The 18,146-nt window shown below is 74.5% G+C and carries 18 protein-coding genes; 12 read left to right on the top strand and 6 right to left on the bottom strand.

From position 1 onward, the window contains the following. Positions 1-2: 2 nt before the first annotated feature. Genes ACZ4TG_RS16475 through ACZ4TG_RS16450 form a run of 6 tightly spaced genes read left to right on the top strand, consistent with a single transcriptional unit; the run spans position 3 to position 7,438 of the window. The gene (locus ACZ4TG_RS16475; RefSeq protein ID WP_468163103.1) at positions 3-827 is read left to right on the top strand and encodes an alpha/beta fold hydrolase; all 825 of its coding nucleotides are present in this window, start codon (positions 3-5) and stop codon (positions 825-827) included. Beyond that, entirely contained in the window at positions 824-1,990 is a 1,167-nt protein-coding gene (locus ACZ4TG_RS16470; RefSeq protein ID WP_468163101.1) for a glycosyltransferase, read from the top strand. The genes ACZ4TG_RS16475 and ACZ4TG_RS16470 overlap by 4 nt, the downstream gene beginning before the upstream one ends. Continuing rightward, on the top strand, positions 1,987-3,894 hold the full coding sequence (locus tag ACZ4TG_RS16465) for a methyltransferase domain-containing protein (RefSeq protein WP_468163099.1): 1,908 nt from the start codon (positions 1,987-1,989) through the stop codon (positions 3,892-3,894). Before ACZ4TG_RS16470 ends, ACZ4TG_RS16465 begins: the two co-directional genes overlap by 4 nt. Next, complete coding sequence (locus ACZ4TG_RS16460) at positions 3,891-4,802, top strand: galactokinase (protein ID WP_468163096.1); 912 nt, start codon at positions 3,891-3,893, stop codon at positions 4,800-4,802. The genes ACZ4TG_RS16465 and ACZ4TG_RS16460 overlap by 4 nt, the downstream gene beginning before the upstream one ends. Next, entirely contained in the window at positions 4,799-6,049 is a 1,251-nt protein-coding gene (locus ACZ4TG_RS16455; protein ID WP_468163094.1) for an alkaline phosphatase family protein, read from the top strand. The genes ACZ4TG_RS16460 and ACZ4TG_RS16455 overlap by 4 nt, the downstream gene beginning before the upstream one ends. 36 nt (positions 6,050-6,085) lie before the next feature. Continuing rightward, positions 6,086-7,438, top strand: a complete 1,353-nt coding sequence (locus ACZ4TG_RS16450) for an MFS transporter (RefSeq protein WP_468163092.1) — start codon at positions 6,086-6,088, stop codon at positions 7,436-7,438. On the opposite strand, the gene ACZ4TG_RS16445 is transcribed toward ACZ4TG_RS16450, so the two are convergent. Then, positions 7,362-8,141, bottom strand: a complete 780-nt coding sequence (locus ACZ4TG_RS16445; protein WP_468163090.1) for a hypothetical protein — start codon at positions 8,139-8,141, stop codon at positions 7,362-7,364. The two genes, ACZ4TG_RS16450 and ACZ4TG_RS16445, sit on opposite strands and share 77 nt — an antisense overlap. Positions 8,142-8,271: 130 nt before the next feature. Between ACZ4TG_RS16445 and ACZ4TG_RS16440 the strand changes: the two genes are divergently transcribed. Next, positions 8,272-9,195, top strand: coding sequence for an SDR family oxidoreductase (locus ACZ4TG_RS16440; protein WP_468163088.1), 924 nt, complete (start codon positions 8,272-8,274; stop codon positions 9,193-9,195). 21 nt (positions 9,196-9,216) lie between these two features. On the opposite strand, the gene ACZ4TG_RS16435 is transcribed toward ACZ4TG_RS16440, so the two are convergent. Continuing rightward, positions 9,217-9,981 (bottom strand): TetR/AcrR family transcriptional regulator, encoded by a 765-nt coding sequence (locus ACZ4TG_RS16435; protein ID WP_468163086.1) that lies wholly within the window; start codon positions 9,979-9,981, stop codon positions 9,217-9,219. Positions 9,982-10,093: 112 nt separating this feature from the next. Here ACZ4TG_RS16435 and ACZ4TG_RS16430 point away from each other — a divergent pair, with 112 nt between their 5' ends. Then, complete coding sequence (locus ACZ4TG_RS16430; RefSeq protein ID WP_468163084.1) at positions 10,094-10,504, top strand: VOC family protein; 411 nt, start codon at positions 10,094-10,096, stop codon at positions 10,502-10,504. A gap of 10 nt (positions 10,505-10,514) precedes the next feature. After that, the gene (locus ACZ4TG_RS16425) at positions 10,515-12,788 is read left to right on the top strand and encodes an ATP-binding cassette domain-containing protein (RefSeq protein WP_468163082.1); all 2,274 of its coding nucleotides are present in this window, start codon (positions 10,515-10,517) and stop codon (positions 12,786-12,788) included. A 37-nt stretch (positions 12,789-12,825) separates the two neighbouring features. Here ACZ4TG_RS16425 and ACZ4TG_RS16420 read toward each other — a convergent pair whose 3' ends face one another. Beyond that, positions 12,826-13,902 carry an enoyl-CoA hydratase/isomerase family protein gene (locus ACZ4TG_RS16420; protein ID WP_468163080.1) on the bottom strand — a complete coding sequence of 359 codons (1,077 nt, stop codon included), beginning with the start codon at positions 13,900-13,902 and terminating at the stop codon, positions 12,826-12,828. Positions 13,903-13,972: 70 nt separating this feature from the next. Next, on the bottom strand, positions 13,973-14,764 hold the full coding sequence (locus ACZ4TG_RS16415; protein WP_468163078.1) for an AraC family transcriptional regulator: 792 nt from the start codon (positions 14,762-14,764) through the stop codon (positions 13,973-13,975). A gap of 108 nt (positions 14,765-14,872) precedes the next feature. Between ACZ4TG_RS16415 and ACZ4TG_RS16410 the strand changes: the two genes are divergently transcribed. From ACZ4TG_RS16410 to ACZ4TG_RS16400, 3 genes are read left to right on the top strand one after another with little or no spacing between them, the layout of a single operon-like run. Further along, positions 14,873-16,024, top strand: coding sequence for an MFS transporter (locus tag ACZ4TG_RS16410; protein ID WP_468163454.1), 1,152 nt, complete (start codon positions 14,873-14,875; stop codon positions 16,022-16,024). A gap of 42 nt (positions 16,025-16,066) precedes the next feature. Continuing rightward, positions 16,067-16,510, top strand: coding sequence for a MarR family winged helix-turn-helix transcriptional regulator (locus ACZ4TG_RS16405; protein WP_468163076.1), 444 nt, complete (start codon positions 16,067-16,069; stop codon positions 16,508-16,510). Between the two features lie 29 nt (positions 16,511-16,539). Continuing rightward, entirely contained in the window at positions 16,540-17,154 is a 615-nt protein-coding gene (locus tag ACZ4TG_RS16400) for a hydrolase (RefSeq protein ID WP_468163074.1), read from the top strand. Here ACZ4TG_RS16400 and ACZ4TG_RS16395 read toward each other — a convergent pair. Both ACZ4TG_RS16395 and ACZ4TG_RS16390 read right to left on the bottom strand, forming a co-directional pair. Next, positions 17,117-17,623 carry an ATP-binding protein gene (locus ACZ4TG_RS16395; RefSeq protein ID WP_468163072.1) on the bottom strand — a complete coding sequence of 169 codons (507 nt, stop codon included), beginning with the start codon at positions 17,621-17,623 and terminating at the stop codon, positions 17,117-17,119. The two genes, ACZ4TG_RS16400 and ACZ4TG_RS16395, sit on opposite strands and share 38 nt — an antisense overlap. Before the next feature lie 66 nt (positions 17,624-17,689). Further along, entirely contained in the window at positions 17,690-18,052 is a 363-nt protein-coding gene (locus ACZ4TG_RS16390; RefSeq protein ID WP_468163070.1) for an STAS domain-containing protein, read from the bottom strand. Positions 18,053-18,146: the final 94 nt, after the last annotated feature.

The following is an 18,146-nucleotide window of genomic DNA, read 5'->3' as shown; positions in this document are numbered from 1 at the left end:
CCATGGCCTTCGTGTCCGCAAGCGGTCTGCGCTTCCACGTCCAGCGGCTCCCGGCCACCGACGCGGCCGCCGCTCCCGGCCGGCCCGTCGTGGTCTTCCTGCACGGTCTGGTCGTCGACAACCTCTCCTCCTTCTACTGCCCGTTGGCCGTGCCGGTGGCCCGGTCCGGCCACGAGGCCGTGCTGTACGACCTCCGCGGCCACGGCCGCACCGAACGGCCGCCCACCGGCTACGACAGCCGCACGGCGGTACGCGATCTCGTGGCCCTGCTCGGCGCCCTGGATCTCGGGCACCGGCCGCTGCACCTGGTCGGCAACAGCTACGGCGGCACCCTCGCCCTGCACACCGCGCTCTCCCGCCCGGACCTCGTCGCCGGGCTGACCCTGCTCGAACCCCCGCTCAGCGGGCCGTGGGTGGAGAACATGGTGGACACCCTCTCGGCGGCGGCGCTGAGCCTGGAGGACAGTGCGGTGCCCGCCGAACTGCTCTCCCTGCGGCTGCGCAAGGCCGCCAACCTCACGGCGATCGCCGACGACCTCCTCAACCGGACCAGCCTGATCGACGACATCGCGGCCGTCCGGCCCTTCACCGCGGCGGACTACGCCCGGCTGCGCTGCCCGACGCTGGCCGTCTGCGGCGAGCATTCCGAACTCCTGCCGGGTGCCCGCGAGTTGGTCGCCCGTACGACGCGCGCGTCGCTGACGGTCCTGCCGGGCCTGGGGCACGACGTACTGAAGGAGAGCAGCGGTGTCCTGCGGGCCGCGGTGCTCGCCCACCTCGATGCGACGGCCGCGGCGCCGGCGCGGGCGGGGGCGCTGGTCCGATGAGGGTGCTGTTCACTGTCCCGCCGCTGGCGGGGCACGTCAATCCGACGGTGGCCGTCGGCGCCGAGCTGGCCGCCCGCGGCCACGAGGTCGCCTGGACCGGTCCGGCCTCGGCGCTGGCCCGGCTCCTCCCCACGCACGCCCGGATCCTGCCGGCGGGCGAGGAGGCGGGCGGCGGGTACGCGGCGCTGCACGAGCGCTGGCGCGACCTGCGCGGAGTGGGGGCCCTGCGCTTCCTGTGGGAGGAGGCGCTGGTGCCGCTGGCCCGGGCGATGGTGCCGGGCGTGAGCGAGGCGGTACGGGGCTTCGCGCCGGACCTCCTCGTCGCCGATCAGCAGGCGCTGGCCGGGCCGGTCGTGGCCCGCCGGCTGGGGGTCCCCTGGGCCACCTCGGCCAGCACCTCGGCGGAACTCACCCGGCCCTTCGCGGACTTCCCGAAGGTCGGGGAGTGGGTGGCCGGGCAGGTCTCGGGGTTGCTCGCCGAGTTCGGCGCGGAGGAGGGCGGCTGGGATCCGCGGTTCTCCGAGCGGCTGGTGCTGGTCTTCTCCACTCCCGAACTGGTCGGCACGGACCGGGAGTCCCCGTCCCACCACGCCTTCGTAGGCCCGGCCTTCGGAGCCCGGCCGCCCGCCCCCGGATTCCCCTGGCAGCGGCTGGACCCGGCGCGGCGCCGGGTCCTGGTGTCGCTGGGCACCCTCAACCAGGAGGCGGGCGGCCGGTTCTACCGCGCGGTCCTCGGGGCCGCCGAACGGCTGGCCGGGGAGGTTCAGCTGGTGCTGGCCGCACCGGCGGCCCTGCTCGGGTCGCAGCTGCCCGGCAACGTCCTGCTCCAGGAGAGCGTGCCGCAGCTGGAGCTGCTGCCCCACCTGGACGCCGTGGTCAGCCACGGCGGCCACAACACCGTCTGCGAGGCGCTCGCGTTCGGGCTTCCGCTGGTGGTCGCACCGATCCGCGACGACCAGCCGATCGTGGCCCGGCAGGTCGTCGAGGCGGGGGCCGGTGTACGGGTGCGGTTCGCCAGGACCGGGCCCGAGGAACTGCGTGACGCGCTCACGGCCGTGCTGGACGATCCCGGCCACCGCCGGGCCGCCCGGCGGATCCAGGCCTCCTTCGCCGCGGCGGGCGGGGCCGCCGCCGCGGCCGACCGGTTGGAGAAGCTGCTATGACACCACCCCCGATCCGCCGCGTCCCGTGGACCTCGGCGGTGTTACTGGCCGCGCTCGGCGCGGGTACCGTTCGCGCCCGGCGCAGGCTGCGGGCCGTCCCGGTGCTGCCCGTCACCCCGTCGGCCGCGTCGACCGGGCGGCCGCACGCCGCCGGATGGCGGTTGCTCACCGCGCGCGGCGTCGAACCCGATCCGGCCACCTTCCTGGCCGCGTGCGCGCACGCCGACCGGGAGGGGCTGCGGGTGCTCGATCTGCTGCCCGGCGACCTCGCGGCCGAGCGGGCGCTGGGGCTGCTGCGGCTGGTCGACCCCGACCGGTACCGGCAGGACCGGCTCGGCGAGGGGCGCGGCGCCGGGTACGCCGTGCTCGTCGCCGACGAGGTGCTGGCGCGGGCCGGGGTGGAGCCGGGTGAGCCGCGCCGGGATCCGGCGGAACTCCTGGCGCTGGTCCGGCTTCTGAAGGAGTACGCCGCCGACGCGACGGGGCTGGCCATCGCCCCGGCGCTCGAAGTGGGGCGCCTGCCGGAGCCGGCGGGCCCGGCCCGGGCCGCCGAGCTGCGTGCGCAGGGGCTGCCGCCGGGGGCGCTGGCCGCGGCCCAGCTCGCCGGTCTGGCGCTGCTCGCGGGGGTCGCCGTGCGCCAGGGGCGGTGGGGGGCCGCCGCGGCCGGGCTGTACTGGCTCCAGCCGTACCTCGTGTTCGGCGGACCGGGCGGGGCCGGCGGAGCGGGTGCTTCGCGCAGGCGGAGCGGGCAGGGCGCCCCGCTGCGTCCCGCCGACCTGGCCCGGGCGACCGCCGCCCGGCCGGCACGCTCCCTCGGCGCCGCCCTCCGTACGGCCGCCGCGCTCGCCCGTACGGCCCCCGAGGCGGACGAGTCCGCGCGGGCGGCCGCGTACCGCGCCGACCTGTCCGCCGGCCCGGAGCGGTTCCTGGAGCCGCGCCGCACGGACTGCCCCTGGTGCGGCTCCGCACGGCTCGGCGTCCGGGTGCGGGTTCCCGATCTCCTCCAGGGCAAGCCGGGCCGCTTCACGCTGGAGGAGTGCGGGGACTGCGGCCACGTCTTCCAGAACCCCCGGCTGACCCTGGAGGGGCTGGAGTTCTACTACCGCGACTTCTACGACGGGCGCGGCGGCGAGGGAGCCGGAAGGGTCTTCGGACAGCTCGGCGGCGCGTACCGGGGGCGCGCCGAGATGCTGCGGCCGTACGCCTCCCCCGCCTCCTGGCTCGATGTCGGGACCGGGCACGGCCACTTCTGCAACGCGGCGCGGGCGATCTGGCCCGAGACCCGCTTCGACGGCCTGGACATGGGCGCCGGGGTCCGCGAGGCCGAGCGGCGCGGCTGGGTGGAGACCGGATACCAGGGGCAGTTCCCGGAGTTCGGGTCGAAACTGGCGGGCCAGTACGAGGTGGTGAGCATGTACCACTACCTGGAGCACACCCGGGACCCGCTCGCCGAACTCGACACGGCGGCCACCGTCCTGGCACCGGGCGGGTACCTGAGCATCGAGCTGCCCGACCCGCAGTCGCGGATGGCCAGGCTGCTGGGTTCCGCCTGGCTGCCGTGGTTCCAGCCGCAGCACCAGCATCTGATCCCGGCGCCCAACCTGCGGGAGGCGCTGGCCGACCGGGGGTTCACCGTACTGGCCGAGGAGCACGGCCCGGCCCACCAGGGCAACGACTTCTTCGGCGCGGTGGCCCTGACGGCGACCCGGCTGGCCCCGGACCCGGACCGGCCGTGGGCTCCCCCTGCCACGCCCCGGCGGCGGGCCGTGGCACGTGCGGTACGGGTCGCCGCGCTGCCGTGCTTCGCGGGCGCGGCGGTGCTCGACGCGCTGCGCACGGCCGCCGCCCGGCGCACGGACGGCGGGAACGCGTACCGGATGCTGGCCCGGAAGGACGAGCGGTGATCCCGGCGCCCGTCGGCGCCGACGCGTCCGGTCTGGCCCGCCGGGCCACCGCCGACCCGCTCTTCCGCCTGGTCGCCTACGCCCTGGAGGCCGCGCACGGCCGCCCCCCGGCAGCCGTCTGGAGCGCCCCGTACGCCTTCCACCTGGGCTCCCCGGGGCTGGTGGCGGCGGCCGGCTGGCCGGTGGCGGCGGCGGCCTCACCGCGCGGGGACGGGCTGGTGCGGCTCAGCTCGCTCGGCCATCCGGCGGACGGCTGCGACCTGCCGCTGGCCCTGTCGGAGCCGGCGCCGAAGGCTCCGCCCTGGGCCGTCCGCCCGTACGCCGTGCTGCGGGCGCTGGCCCGGGCCGGGTACGGGCGCGGCGGGACGGACCTGCACGTGCAGGGCTCGCTGACCGCGGCCGCCGGGCTGGCCACGGCGGAGCCCGCCGACTGCGCGGTGGCGCTGGCCGTGGCCGACGCCCACACGCCGGCCGGTGTGGATCCCGACCGGGAGCTCCTGGCCCGGCTGCTGGCCGAGGCGCTGCCGGGCGGTGACGACGCGCTGCGCCGGGCGGTGCTCTTCGCCCGGCCGGGCCGGGCGCTGCTGCCGGGCGCCGGCCGCGGGCCCCGGTACGTCGCCTTCGACCCGGCCGCCTCCGGTACGCGGCTGGTGCTGCTCGCCGTACGGGGCGATCCGGCGGAGCGGGCGGCGGACCTGTCCCGGGCCGTGTCCCACGCCCGCCGGGCCGGGGCGCTGAGCGCCTGGCCGCCCGGGCAGCGGCCGGGGCGGAGCGTGCTGGTGCTGCTGCCCGAGGAGCGGCTGACGGCGGTCCGGGCGGGCGTCGCCGAGGAGTTCCGGGGCCGGGGACGGCCCGTACCGCGCTTCCTGAACATCGCCGTGGCCGGAGCGGCCCGGCGGGAGGAATGACACCACCGATCCCGACCACCGAGGAGGACATCCCCATGCACAGCCCCTCAGGACGGCGGACCCGAAGGTCCGCGCTCACGGCCGCGCTCGGCGCGCTCGGCCTGCTGGCCGCCTTCACCGTGGCCAGTTCGCAGGCCGCCGAGGGCGGTCCGGCCGCCCCGGCATCGGCGGCCGCCGCGCTGCCGGCGTACGACCACGTGGTGGTCGTCGTGTACGAGAACAAGCAGTACGGCGAGATCATCGGCAGTGCGAACGCCCCGTACATCAACCAGTTGGCGAACGGCGGCGCGAGCCTGACCGGGATGAAGGCGCTGACCCACCCCAGCCAGCCGAACTACTTCAACCTCTTCTCCGGGGCCACCCAGGGCATCACCGGCGACGGCTGCTACACCCCTCAGTCGATGACCGCCGCCAACCTCGGCCAGGAGGTCATCGCGGCGGGCAAGAGCTTCGCGACGTACAACGAGGACCTGCCGGCGGAGGGGTCCACGGCCTGCACCAACGGGCAGTACGCGCAGAAGCACAACCCGTGGTTCGCCTTCAAGAACGTCCCGTTGAACACCGGAAAGACCTGGGCGCAGTTCCCGCAGGGCAACTTCGCGGCGCTGCCGAACCTGTCCTTCGTGGTCCCCAACCAGTGCAACGACATGCACTCCTGCTCGGTGAACACGGGCGACACCTGGACGAGGAACAACATCGACGCGTACGCGCAGTGGGCGAAGGCCAACAACAGCCTGCTGGTGCTGACGTGGGACGAGGACAACTACCTCGGCTCCAACCAGATCGCCACCGTGTTCCACGGCGCGAACGTGAAGACAGGCAAGTACTCCACCGCCTTCAGCCACCACCACCTGCTGCGCACCCTGGAGGATCTCTTCGGCACGGCGACGCACGCGGGCAACGCGGCCAACGTCCAGCCGATCACCGAGGTGTTCGGCGGCTCCACCGAGCCCACCCCGACCCCGACCCCGACGCCGACCCCCGGTGATCTGAAGATCGCCAATCCGGGTCCGCAGACCTGCAAGATCAACCAGTCCTGCACGATCCAGCTGACGGCCACGGGCGGCAAGGCGCCCGTCCGCTACACCGCCACGGGCCTGCCCTGGGGCCTGACCCTCGACGCCGGCTCCGGCCGGATCAGCGGAAAGCCGTGGGCCACCGGGACCATCCAGATCTCCGCCACCGCCACCGACTCCACCGCAGCCGCCTCCAGCGTCACCTTCCCGCTCACCCTCAACTGGTTCTGACCCCGCTTCCGGCACCCGCGACCCAGGGAGACATCCGTGTACCTGTCGGCCGGCCGGGCGGCGGACGCCGCCCAGGGCCTCCCCCCGCCCGGCCGGCGTACGGCGGTCCGCCGCCGTACGCCGGTGCCCTCCGCCGTGCTCGCGCTCGGCCTGGTCAGTCTGGTCACGGATGTCTCCGCCGAGATGGTCACCGCCGTCCTGCCCCTGTACCTGGTGGCCGGGCTCGGCATGTCCCCGCTCGCCTTCGGGGCGCTCGACGGCCTCCAGCAGGGAGCCACCGCGCTGCTGCGGCTCGTCGGCGGCCGGGTCGCGGACCGCACCCGGCGCCGCAAGCTCGTCGCGGGCACCGGGTACGCCCTCTCGGCGCTCTGCAAGGCGGCCCTGCTCGCCGTCACCACCCCCTGGTCGGTGGCGGCGGTGCTGGCCGCCGACCGCACCGGCAAGGGCCTGCGCACCGCCCCGCGCGACGCGCTGATCTCGCTGTCCTGCCCGCCCGGGGAACAGGGCCGGGCCTTCGGGGTGCACCGTGCGATGGACACCGCGGGCGCGCTGCTGGGGCCGCTGGCCGCGTTCGGCGTGCTGTGGGTGGCGGTGGACGGGTACGACGCCGTGTTCACCGTGAGCGCCTGCGTCGCGGTGCTGGGGGTGGTGCTGCTCGCGCTGTTCGTACGCGAGTCCCCCGCGCCCGGCCCCGCCCCTGCCCCCGCCCCCGCTTCCGCTTCCGCTTCCCGGACCGCCTCGCCCCCGCCCGCGCGGACCCTGGTACGGATACCGGGGCTGCGCCGGCTCTGTCTGACCGCCGCCGCACTCGGCCTGTTCACCGTCGGCGACGCCTTCGTCTACCTGCTGCTCCAGCGGCGGCTCGACCTGCCCGCCGCCTACTTCCCGCTGCTGCCCGTCGCCACCGCGGCCGTGTTCCTGCTGGGCGCGCTGCCCGTGGGGCGGCTCGCCGACCGGGTGGGACGGCTGCGGGTGTTCCTCGGCGGGCACCTGCTGCTGTGCGGCGCCTGCCTGCTGCTCCTGGCACCCGTACCGGCAGGGCCGCCGCTGGCCGCCGCCGTGCTCGCGCTGCTCGGCCTGTTCTACGCGGCCACCGACGGGGTGCTCATGGCCGCCGCCGGGCCGCTGCTCCCGCCGGAGCTGCGCACCACCGGGCTCGCGGCCCTGCAGACCGCTCAGGCCGTGGCCCGGTTCGCGGGTTCGCTGCTGTTCGGGGCGGCCTGGACCCTGTGGGGGCCGGGCCCGGCGCTGGGGGCGGCGGCGGGCGGGCTGCTGCTGGCCCTCGTCTGCGCCGCTGCCGCCGCCGCGAAGCTCAGCGGGCCAGGTGCAGCCGGGTGTGGAAGTACCCCGCGGCCTCCTTCCCGGCCGGGTCCTCGCCGAGGGCGGTGACCGTCTCGACCGCGAGGCGCTGCTCCAGCGGGTCGGTGAACCTGCGCTGCGGCTGGGTTCCGGTGGCCCGCACCACGGTCATCCCGTACGACTCCAGGCAGCGGGAGATCCGCCGGAAGTCGTGCGTGCGCAGGACGAAGGCGGCCACCGGCACCGGCCTGCCCGCGGCGCCGAACAGCCGGGTGAAGGTGCGCTCGGTGAGGAAGCTGGCGCCGCCGGTGATGGTGATCAGGCCGGTGTCGGTCGCGGCCCCGCGCAGCCCCTCGCCGGGTTCGGCCTCCTCCAGGTTCTCGCAGTAGGCCTCGTCGAGCAGGCCGACGGCGAGCGCGTACGCCAGGGCGGGCCGCGAGACGTCGACGCCCACGGCCCGGACGGCGTCGGGGCGGCGCCGGGAGGCGTAGAACTCCCGGTCCGCGTGGATGAGCTGGGCGGTGGTGAGCCCGGCCGCCGCGGGCGAGGTGTAGCGGTCGTAGAGCTCGCTGAGCGTCACGTCGTGGTTGGCCAGCGCGGAGTTGATCCCGTATGAACAGCACAGGTCGGTGATCGTGCGCCGCCCGGGCGCGAGTTCACCGGCCAGCGCCCGGAACACCGGCTGCGCGTGGTGCGGCGTCTGGTACTCGTACGGCCCGAAGGCGGAGAAGTACCCCCGGGGGTCGGGCCGTACGTAGATCTCGTCGAAACTCGTCATTCCGGCTGGGCTCATCCCTCCGTGGTACCCGCCCGGGCCGGATCCGGAAAGGATGCCGATCCGGCCGCCGGCGCACCGCCGACACCTCCCCTCGCGGCTCGCCGATCGCCGTGGCCGGGGCACGGTCGCGGCGTAGGGTCGGTACATGTCGGACGCAGAGCAGACGCTTGAAGGCAAGGTCGCGCTGGTGGCGGGTGCGACCCGGGGTGCGGGCCGGGGCATCGCGGTCCAGCTGGGCGCGCGGGGCGCGACCGTGTACGTCTCGGGGCGCAGCACCGCCGGGAAGCGGTCGGAGTACGACCGGCCGGAAACCATCGAGGAGACCGCCGCACTGGTGACCGCGGCGGGCGGGCAGGGCATCGCGGTGGTCGCCGACCACCTGGTGCCCGGGGAGGTCGAGGCGCTGGTCCGCCGCATCGACTCCGAGCAGGGGCGGCTGGACGTCCTGGTCAACGACATCTGGGGCGGTGAGCGGCTCTTCGAGTGGAAGAGCACGGTCTGGGAGCACGACCTGGACAAGGGGCTGCGGCTGATGCGGCTCGCGGTGGAGACCCACGCCGTCACCAGCCACTACGCGCTGCCGCTGCTGCTGCGCGGGCCGGGCGGGCTGGTGGTGGAGATGACGGACGGGACGGCCGAGTACAACGCGGGCCACTACCGGGTGTCCTTCTTCTACGACATCGCCAAGTCGGCGGTGCTGCGGATGGCGTTCGCGCTCGGGCACGAGCTGGGACCGCGCGGGGCGACGGCGGTGGCGCTGACGCCGGGCTGGCTGCGCTCGGAGATGATGCTGGAGAACTTCGGCGTGAGCGAGGCCAATTGGCGCGACGCGCTGGACCAGATGCCGCACTTCGCGATCTCCGAGACCCCCGCGTACGTCGGCCGCGCCGTCGCGGCACTGGCCGCCGACCCCGAGGTGTCGCGGTGGAACGGGCAGTCCCTGTCCAGCGGGCAGCTGGCCGGGGTCTACGGCTTCACGGACCTGGACGGCAGCCGCCCGGACGCCTGGCGTTACCTGGTCGAGGTCCAGGACCCGGACCTGCCGGCGGACACCACCGGATACCGCTAGGCCGTCGGGCCGGGGTGGCGGCTACCCCTGCGGCTGCCGCCCGTCGAGGAGCCGGGCGAGTCCGTCGAGTACGCACCGCAGCCCGAAGGCCCACACGGTCTCGGGGCTGTACCCGCCGGCCGCGCTGCCGACGCGTCCGGCGAGCGGGTAGCGCTCGGGGTCCATGGCCCGCTCCAGCAGCGGTGCGCTGACGGCCCACCAGTCCTCGTCGCTCTGCCGGTCGTTGTGCGCGGCGGCGTCGGCCGCGGCCAGGGCCTGGGCGTGCACGAAGCCGAGGAGGTGGGTGAGGGCCGCGTCCATCTCGACGTCCGTGAGGCCGATGCCCTCGAAGGCCGCCAGTTCGTGCTCGTACTTCCCGATCACCCCGGGGCCCAGCGGGGGGCGGGTCACGGCCAGGTCGGCGATCCACGGGTGCCGCAGGAGCAGGTCCCGGTTGTCGTCGGCCACCCGGGCCACCCGTACCCGCCAGGGGTCGCCGGCGCCCGCGTCCCGGCGCGCCATGCGCTTGTACGCCTCGTCGAGCATGAGGTCGAGCAGCTCGGCCTTGCCGGGTACGTACGTGTAGACGGTCATCGGGGTCACGCCCAGGCGGGTGGCCAGCGCCCGCATGGTCAGGGCGGCCAGCCCGGCCTCGTCCGCCAGTACGGTCGCGGCGTCGACCACGGCGTCCACCGTCAGCCCCTGGCGGGGCCCGCGCCGCCCGCTCCGCGGCTCCTGCCCGGGCTCCCGCCAGAGCAGTTCCAGTGTGCGGACGGGGTCGCCCGCCCCGCTCCGGTCCTTCGCCATGCCCGGCCCCTCTCCACCTGCGCCCACACCGGGCGAAAACTTTCTACGCCGTACAGAATACTATGTACAATGTAGCCCGAGCCACCGCGCCACCGAGCCAGCGAGGAGTTCCGTGCAGATCGCCAGTACCGCAATATCCCTCACCGTTGACGACGTCCCCGCCTCCGCCGCCTTCCTGACCAGCCACTTCGGCTTCCAGGAGGCCATGGCCGCCGATGGCTTCGCCTCCCTCGCCCACCCGGACGGCCCGCAGGTGATCTTCCTGCGGCGCGGCATCGAGGTCCTGCCCGAGGGCTTGCGGGACCAGCACGCGGCCGGGCTCATCCTGGCCTTCACCGTCACCGACCTGCCGGGCGAGTACGCGCGGCTGCGCGCCGAGGGGGTCACCATCACCCTGGAACCGCGCGAAGAGCCCTGGGGCGAGCGGCTGTTCCAGGTCGCCGACCCGAACGGCGTCATCATCCAGCTCGTCGACTGGGTGCCCGCCTCCGACGGCCGCGAGCCGTCCGACGACCACGCGTAAGGGAGCCCCCGTGACCTCTCAGCCCATCGCCGCCGCCGACAGCCACCAGGTCATCCAGGTCCGCGGCGCCCGGGAGAACAACCTCGCGGACGTCTCCCTCGACATCCCCAAGCGCCGCCTCACCGTCTTCACCGGCGTCTCCGGCTCCGGCAAGTCCTCGCTGGTCTTCGGCACCATCGCCGCCGAGTCCCAGCGCATGATCAACGAGACGTACACGGCCTTCATCCAGTCGTTCATGCCGAGCCTGGGCCGCCCCGACGTGGACGGGCTGCACAACCTGAGCGCCGCCATCGTGGTCGACCAGGAGCGGATGGGCGCCAACTCCCGTTCCACCGTGGGCACCGCCACCGATGCCTACACGATGCTGCGGATCGTCTTCTCCCGCCTCGGCGTCCCGCACATCGGCACGTCCACCGCCTTCAGCTTCAACACCCCCGACGGCATGTGCACCCGCTGCGAGGGCATCGGCCAGGTCTCCGACATCGACGTGGACCAGCTCGTCGACCGCGAGCTCTCCCTCAACGAGGGCGCGATCACCGTCCCCGGCTTCGCCGTGGACTCCTGGTACTGGCAGGTCATGGCGAACTCCGGCTTCTACTCCCCCGACACGAAGCTCAAGGACTTCACGGAGCAGGAGTGGGCCGACTTCCTGCACAAGGCCCCGGTGAAGGTGAAGGCCGGCTCCAACAACTTCACCTACGAGGGCCTGATCACCAAGATCAGCCGTACCTACCTCGCCAAGGACCGCGAGTCCATGCAGCCCCACATCCGGGCCTTCGTGGACCGCGCCGTGGTCTTCACCGACTGCCCCGACTGCGGCGGCACCCGGCTCTCCGCCGCCGCGCTCTCCTCGCGGATCGAGGGCGTGAACATCGCCGACTGCTCGGCCATGCAGATCAGCGACCTCGCCGCCTTCGTCCGCCGGATCGACGACCCGGGCGTGGCTCCGCTGCTCGCGAGCCTGCGGGACCTGCTGGACTCCCTCGTGGAGATCGGCCTGGGCTACCTGAGCCTGGACCGGCCCGCCGGCACCCTCTCGGGCGGAGAGGCCCAGCGGGTCAAGATGGTGCGCCACCTCGGCTCCTCGCTCACGGACATCACGTACGTCTTCGACGAGCCGACCACCGGTCTGCACCCGCACGACATCCGGCGGATGAACGACCTGCTGCTGCGGCTGCGCGACAAGGGCAACACGGTGCTGGTGGTGGAGCACAAGCCGGAGGTCATCGCGATCGCGGACCACGTGGTGGACCTCGGCCCCGGCGCGGGGACCGCCGGCGGGCAGCTCTGCTACAGCGGGGACGTGGCGGGCCTGCGCGCCTCCGGCACCCTCACCGGCCGCCACCTCGGGCACCGCGCGAAGCTGCGGGAGCCGGTGCGCGCGCCGCGCGGGCACCTGTCCGTCAAGGGCGCCGATCTGCACAACCTGAAGGACGTCAGCGTGGACGTCCCGCTGGGGGTGCTCGCGGTGGTGACCGGGGTCGCGGGCTCCGGCAAGAGCTCGCTGATCCACGGCTACCTCGCCGGGCGCGAGGGCGTGGTGGTGGCCGACCAGTCGCCGATCCGCGGCTCGCGCCGGTCCAACCCGGCCACGTACACGGGGCTGCTGGGGCCTATCCGGACCGCGTTCGCCAAGGCCAACGGGGTCAAGGCTGCGCTGTTCAGCGCGAATTCGGAGGGCGCCTGCCCGAACTGCAACGGCCTCGGGCTGGTGTACACGGACCTCGCGATGATGGCCGGGGTGGCCTCGGTCTGCGAGGAGTGCGAGGGCAGGCGGTTCACGCCCGAGGTGCTCACGTATCGGCTGCGCGAGAAGAACATCAGCGAGGTCCTCGACATGCCGGTGGCCCAGGCGTACGAGTTCTTCACCAGCGGCCAGGCGCGGGCGATCCTGGGCCGGCTCGCGGACGTCGGTCTCGGCTACCTGCGGCTGGGGCAGCCCCTCAACACCCTGTCGGGCGGCGAACGCCAGCGGCTCAAGCTGGCGATCAACATGGCGGAGAAGTCCTCCACGTACATCCTGGACGAGCCGACGACCGGGCTGCACATGGCCGATGTCGACAAGCTGCTCGCCCTGCTGGACCGGCTCGTCGACGACGGGAACTCGGTGATCGTCATCGAGCACCACCAGGCGGTGATGGCGCACGCCGACTGGCTGATCGACATCGGCCCCGGCGGCGGGCACGACGGCGGCCAGGTGGTCTTCGAGGGCACGCCGGCCGAACTGGTGGCCGGAGCGGACACCCTGACGGCCCGCCATCTGCGCGAGTACGTGGGCTCGTAGGCCGCGCCCGGTCCGCCCCCTCCGGGGGTGGACCGGCTCAGCCGGCGGTGTCCCCGTCCTCCGGGAAGACCAGTTCGTGGTCCGCTCCGAGCGGGGCGAAGAAGCGGGCGACGTCCTCGTCGGTGACCTCTTCGAGGGTGGCGGGGGACCAGCGCGGCCTGCGGTCCTTGTCGATCACCTGTGCCCGGACGCCCTCCACCAGGTCGGGCGAGCCGAGTGCGTTGCAGGAGATCCGGTACTCCTGCTCCAGCACCCACTCCAGGGAGCCGAGTTCCCGGGCGCGGCGCACGGCGGCCAGCGTGACCTTGAGCGCGGTCGGGGACTTGGCCAGGATGGCTTCGGCGGCCTCCTTGGCGGCCGGGTCGCCCTCGGCGAGGAGCCGGTCGACGATCTCCTCGACCGTGTCGGCGGCGTAACAGCGGTCGATCCAGTCACGGCGGTCGGCCAGCTCGCCGGGGCCGGGCGTGCCGACGTAGTGCGGCAGCACCTCGTGGACCGGGGCGGAGGCGAGTTCGGCGGTCAGCCCCGCCAACCCCGCGGAGGGTACGAAGTGCCCGGCGAGCCCGCACAGCAGCGCGTCGGCGGCGCCGACGGCGCTGCCGGTCAGGGCGAGGTGGGTACCGAGCTCCCCCGGGGCGAGGGCCAGCAGGTACGTTCCGCCGACGTCGGGGACGAAGCCGATGCCGGTCTCGGGCATGGCGACGCGGGAGCGTTCGGTGACGATGCGGACGCCGCCGTGGGCCGACAGCCCGACGCCGCCGCCCATCACGATCCCGTCCATGAGGGCGACGTACGGCTTGGGGTAGCGGGCGATCAGGGCGTTCAGCCGGTACTCGTCCCGCCAGAAGGCGGCCGAGGCGGTGCCGCCCGCCTTCGCGTCGTCGTGGATGGCGCGGATGTCCCCGCCTGCGCACAGCCCGCGCTCTCCGGCGCCGCGCAGGAGGACCTGGGTCACGGCGGGGTCCCGCTCCCAGTCCCGCAGCGCGTCGGTGATCCGCCGCACCATGGGGTGGGTGAGGGCATTGAGGGCCCTGGGACGGTTGAGGGTGATCACCCCCGTGTGGCCCTGGATCTCGAACAGGGCCGTGTCGTCTGCGGCGTCTTGGCTCTTCACACCGGTCAGTATGGAGCGTGGCCCGCCGCGCGGAAGATCATCCTCGTCATGTCGGTGTCCCTCGGCGGCTTCATCGAGTCGACGGCGGGCGAGGCGCCGCCTGGGGATGTGTCCCCGGCGTGTGCCCGAAGGCGCGCCGGAACACGTCGATGAAGGCGCTCGCGGAGGACCAGCCGCAGCGGTGCGCGACCGCCGTCACCGGGGTGCCGACAGCCAGCAGGCGCAGCGCCTGGTGCAGCCGCAGCTGCGTGCGCCACTGCGGGAAGGTCATGCCGAGCTCGGCGCGGAACAGCCGGCTCAGGGTCCGCTCGCCGGCTCCCGCCCCCGACTCGGCCGCGAGGGCGGCCAGCCCGCGCGGATCGGCCGGATCGGCGTGCAGCAGCGCGCAGACGGCCGCCAGCCGCGGGTCGGCGGGCGCGGGCAGGTGCAGCGGCTGGAGCGGGGAGACCCGCAGCTGGTCGAGCAGCACCCCCAGCATCCGGCGGCGCTGCGGGCTCCCGTCCTCGGGCTCGCGGGTGTAGGCGAGGATCAGCTCGCGCAGCAGCGGCCCGACGGCGATCACCGCCGGGACGTCGAGGCCGAGCGGGTTGTGCCCGGTGGGCAGGCCCACGCAGTGCAGGTCGGTGCGTCCGTACGCGCGGTGCTCGTGCACCGTCCCGGCCGGGATCCACAGCGCCCGGGTCGTGGGGGCCACCCAGGTGCCGGCGTCGGTGGTGATGGACAGCACCCCGGAACCCGCGTAGGCGATCTGGTGGTCGTCGTGATGGTGCGCGGAGATCCCGATGTGGGTGTCGAGTCGGTTGATGTTGGTCGCGGCCCGTGGCCGGTGCTCGGCCTCCCGCTGGCGGAATTTCTGCATCATCCGGCAATTTATCGGAAGCGGGACGCCCCGGGCGAGGGCGATCCTCGATCGGTGACCTCGACATCAGCCCCTCCCCTGACCGACCGGCCCCGACGGGCTCCGGCCCGCCTGCGCACCGCCGCCTTCTCCGCCGGGCACTCGTGCGTGGACGTCTACCAGGGCGCCGTCGCGGCGCTCGTGCCCTTCCTCGTCTCCGAGCGGGCGTACGGGTACGCCGCCGCGTCCGGCATCGTGCTCGCCGCCTCCCTGCTGTCCTCCGTGGTGCAGCCGCTGTTCGGGGCCCTCACCGACCGGCGGGCCGCGCCGTGGCTGATACCGGTGGCCACGGCCGCCGCCGGGCTGGGGATCGGGCTGGTCGGCCTGGACGCCGGGTACCCGGCCACGCTGGCCGCGGTGGCGCTGTCGGGGCTCGGGGTGGCCGCGTACCACCCGGCGGCGGCCCGGCTGGTACGCACCAGCCTGGGCGACGGGCACACCGCGATGAGCTGGTTCGCCCTCGGCGGGAACATCGGCTTCGCCTGCGCCCCGCTGCTGGTGGTCGGGGCCCTGTCGGTGTCCGGCCCGGCCGGATGGTGGCTGCTGGCCCTCCCCGCGGCGCTCGGCGTGTTCCTGAACTGGCCGCCGTCCGCCCGCCGGCGGGGCGCCGCGCCCGGCTCCGTACGGGCGGACGCCGCACCGGCTCCCGAGGACCGGCGGGCGTTCCTGCGGCTGTCGCTCGTCGTGGTCGTCCGCTCGGTCGTCTTCATCGGCCTCAGCACCTTCATCGCCCTGTACGTACGGGAGCGCGGCGGTGGTGAAACGGCAGGTGCGGTGGCCCTGTTCGCCCTGTTCGCGGGCAGTGCGGGCGGCACGCTGCTCGGCGGGCGGCTCGCCGCGCGCTGGGGCCGGGTCACCACGGTGCACCGGGCCTACGCGGCGGCCGCGCCGGCCGTCGCGGGGATCCTGTTTCTGCCGCTGCCCCTGGCGTACGGGTGCGCGGCGCTGGCCGCCACCGCGCTGTACGTGCCGTTCTCCCTCCAGGTCACCCTGGGCCAGGACTACCTGCCGACCCGGATGGGGACCGCGAGCGGGGTCACCCTGGGGCTGACGGTCAGCGTCGGCGGTGTCGCGAGCCCCCTGATCGGCGCCGTCGCGGACGCCGCCTCGCTGCGCACCGCGCTGCTGCCGCTGGTGGTGCTGCCGCTGCTCGCGTGGGCGCTGGCGCGGCGGCTGCCGGAGCCGGTGGCGCCGGGGTTCCCGTCGAGCGCGGGAAAAAGTTAAGGCTAACTTCCAAGTTTGACTGTACATACCTATCCTGGCGGTATGTCCTCCGTGCCCTCCGGCCCGCCCCAGCCCCGCGACACCGCCGAGGAACTGCAGCACGCCCTCGGCATGCTGGTCCGGCAGATGCGGGCCGCCGCGGGCGGCGGGATCAGCCTGTCGCAGATGTCCGTGCTCAAGCGGCTCGACCGGACCGGCCCGTCCACCGCTTCGGAACTGGCCCGGGCGGAGAAGATCCGGCCGCAGTCGGTCATCGCGACCGTGAACTCCCTCCAGGCCGACGGCCACGTCGTGCGCACCCCGCACCCCACCGACGGACGGCAGCTGCTGATCTCCCTCACCGCCGGCGGCCGCGCCCTCGTCCGGGAACGCCGCGAGGCGGGCCACGGCCGGCTCGCCGAGCTGATCGCCGAACGGCTCGGTCCCGCCGAGCAGCGGCTGCTGTCCGAGGCCGTCCCGCTGCTGCGGCGGCTGGCCGAGGACTGAACCGCACACGACCCGAGGAGACCCGCCCCATGACCGCCGCCGACTCCGCGACGAACTCCGCCCCCGCCCTGGCCCTCGATTCCGGCACCGCCCTGGTCCTGATCGACCTCCAGCACGGCATCCTGGGCCTGCCCACCACCAGGCCCGCCCCCGAGGTCCTGAAGAACGGCATCGCGCTCGCCGAGGCCTTCCGCGCCCGGAGGCTGCCGGTGGTGCTGGTCAAGGTCGCCTGGTCGCCGGACGGCGGGGACCTGCCCACGGCCAACGTCGACCGCCCGGGCCCGGCGTCAGCGCCGCCCGCCGCGTTCTCGCAGATCCCGGCCGAACTCGCCGCACTCGGGGACGTGGTCGTCACCAAGCGGCACTGGGGCGCCTTCACCGGGACCGAGCTCGACCTGCAGCTGCGCCGCCGCGGCGTCCACCGCATCGTGCTCGCCGGCATCTCCACCAGCGTCGGCGTCGAATCCACCGCCCGGACCGCCTGGGAGCACAGCTACGAGCTGGTCTTCGCCGAGGACGCCACCGCCGACACGGACCCCGACGCGCACGCCCACAGCTTCGGCAAGATCTTCCCCCGCATCGGCAGGGTGAGCGCCACCGCCGAGATCATCGCGGCTCTGGACGCCCTGGACCCCAGGGACTGACCGCCCCGTCCCCCGGGCCGCGCGCTGCGCTCCCGCTGCCGACCGGCCGGCCCCCGGGGCCGGCCGCCCTGTCGCCGGGGCTGACCTCCAGCCAGACGCACTTTCCGTCCGCGCCCGGCCGGGAGCCCCAGCTCCGGGCGAGCCGCTCCACGATCAGCATCCCGTGCCCGCCGGGCCGGCCCGGTGTCACGAACCGGGCCGGCAGGGGCACCGGTGGCGCCGGGTTCCCGTCGGTCACCTCGATCCGCAGCCGCTCCGGAGTGCAGTCCAGTACGAGCGCGCCGGGCCCGCCGCCGTGCAGGCACGCGTTGGCCACGACCTCCGACACCAGCAGCAGTACGTCCTCGGCCGGCTCGGGGGCCCATTGCCAGGCGGCGAGCGCCCGCCGGGCGAATTCCCGGCTGCGGTACACGGGGTCGCGGGTCCCGGTCAGTTCCAGGAGCCAGGTCCGGCCGGGCGACTGCTCCATGGCCCTCGGACCTCCTCGTATCGACGTACGATTTTCCGCGCACCGGCGCCTGCCGAAGTCGACGGCCTATCCGGCCTCCCGCCGCAGCGCCTGCGCCACGTCCTCGTACACCGGGAACACCCCGTCCGCGCCGGTGATCCGGAACATCCGTGCGACCGGCCCGCTCAGGCCCGCCAGCTCAAGGGTGCCGCCGGCCTCCTGCGCCGTGAGCCGGCTGTGCAGCAGCACGTTCAGCCCGGTGGAATCGCAGAATCCCAGCCCCGCGAGGTCCACCAGCAGCCGGGCGCCCGGGGTGACCGCGGCGTCGAGGGCCTCCCGCAGGGGTGCGGCCGTGTCATGGTCCAGCTCCCCCGCGAGGGCCAGGACCACGGCACCGCTCTCTGCCCGTACCGCCACGGTGAACCGCTTGTCGTCCACTCCCGGCACCATCCCGCATCACCCTTCCGTCCTGCTGTCGATGCACCTGCCCCGATCCCGCCCCGATACGCATCGGGGCGGGAAGTGTGCCGGACCGGGCAGGCGC

It is taken from the genome of Streptomyces sp. NPDC028314, from assembly GCF_055565795.1.
Note: the sequence above shows the minus strand (reverse complement) of the source record. Positions and strands in the feature narration are given on the sequence as shown.

What these genes read in the sequence shown, in the direction of transcription:
- ACZ4TG_RS16475 (WP_468163103.1), top strand. Translation starts at nt 3, where the DNA reads ATGGCCTTCGTGTCCGCAAGCGGTCTGCGCTTCCACGTCCAGCGGCTC.
- ACZ4TG_RS16470 (WP_468163101.1), top strand. Translation starts at nt 824, where the DNA reads ATGAGGGTGCTGTTCACTGTCCCGCCGCTGGCGGGGCACGTCAATCCG.
- ACZ4TG_RS16465 (WP_468163099.1), top strand. Translation starts at nt 1,987, where the DNA reads ATGACACCACCCCCGATCCGCCGCGTCCCGTGGACCTCGGCGGTGTTA.
- ACZ4TG_RS16455 (WP_468163094.1), top strand. Translation starts at nt 4,799, where the DNA reads ATGACACCACCGATCCCGACCACCGAGGAGGACATCCCCATGCACAGC.
- ACZ4TG_RS16445 (WP_468163090.1), bottom strand. Translation starts at nt 8,141, where the DNA reads ATGAGCCCAGCCGGAATGACGAGTTTCGACGAGATCTACGTACGGCCC.
- ACZ4TG_RS16440 (WP_468163088.1), top strand. Translation starts at nt 8,272, where the DNA reads ATGTCGGACGCAGAGCAGACGCTTGAAGGCAAGGTCGCGCTGGTGGCG.
- ACZ4TG_RS16435 (WP_468163086.1), bottom strand. Translation starts at nt 9,981, where the DNA reads ATGGCGAAGGACCGGAGCGGGGCGGGCGACCCCGTCCGCACACTGGAA.
- ACZ4TG_RS16415 (WP_468163078.1), bottom strand. Translation starts at nt 14,764, where the DNA reads ATGATGCAGAAATTCCGCCAGCGGGAGGCCGAGCACCGGCCACGGGCC.
- ACZ4TG_RS16405 (WP_468163076.1), top strand. Translation starts at nt 16,067, where the DNA reads ATGTCCTCCGTGCCCTCCGGCCCGCCCCAGCCCCGCGACACCGCCGAG.
- ACZ4TG_RS16400 (WP_468163074.1), top strand. Translation starts at nt 16,540, where the DNA reads ATGACCGCCGCCGACTCCGCGACGAACTCCGCCCCCGCCCTGGCCCTC.
- ACZ4TG_RS16395 (WP_468163072.1), bottom strand. Translation starts at nt 17,623, where the DNA reads ATGGAGCAGTCGCCCGGCCGGACCTGGCTCCTGGAACTGACCGGGACC.
- ACZ4TG_RS16390 (WP_468163070.1), bottom strand. Translation starts at nt 18,052, where the DNA reads ATGGTGCCGGGAGTGGACGACAAGCGGTTCACCGTGGCGGTACGGGCA.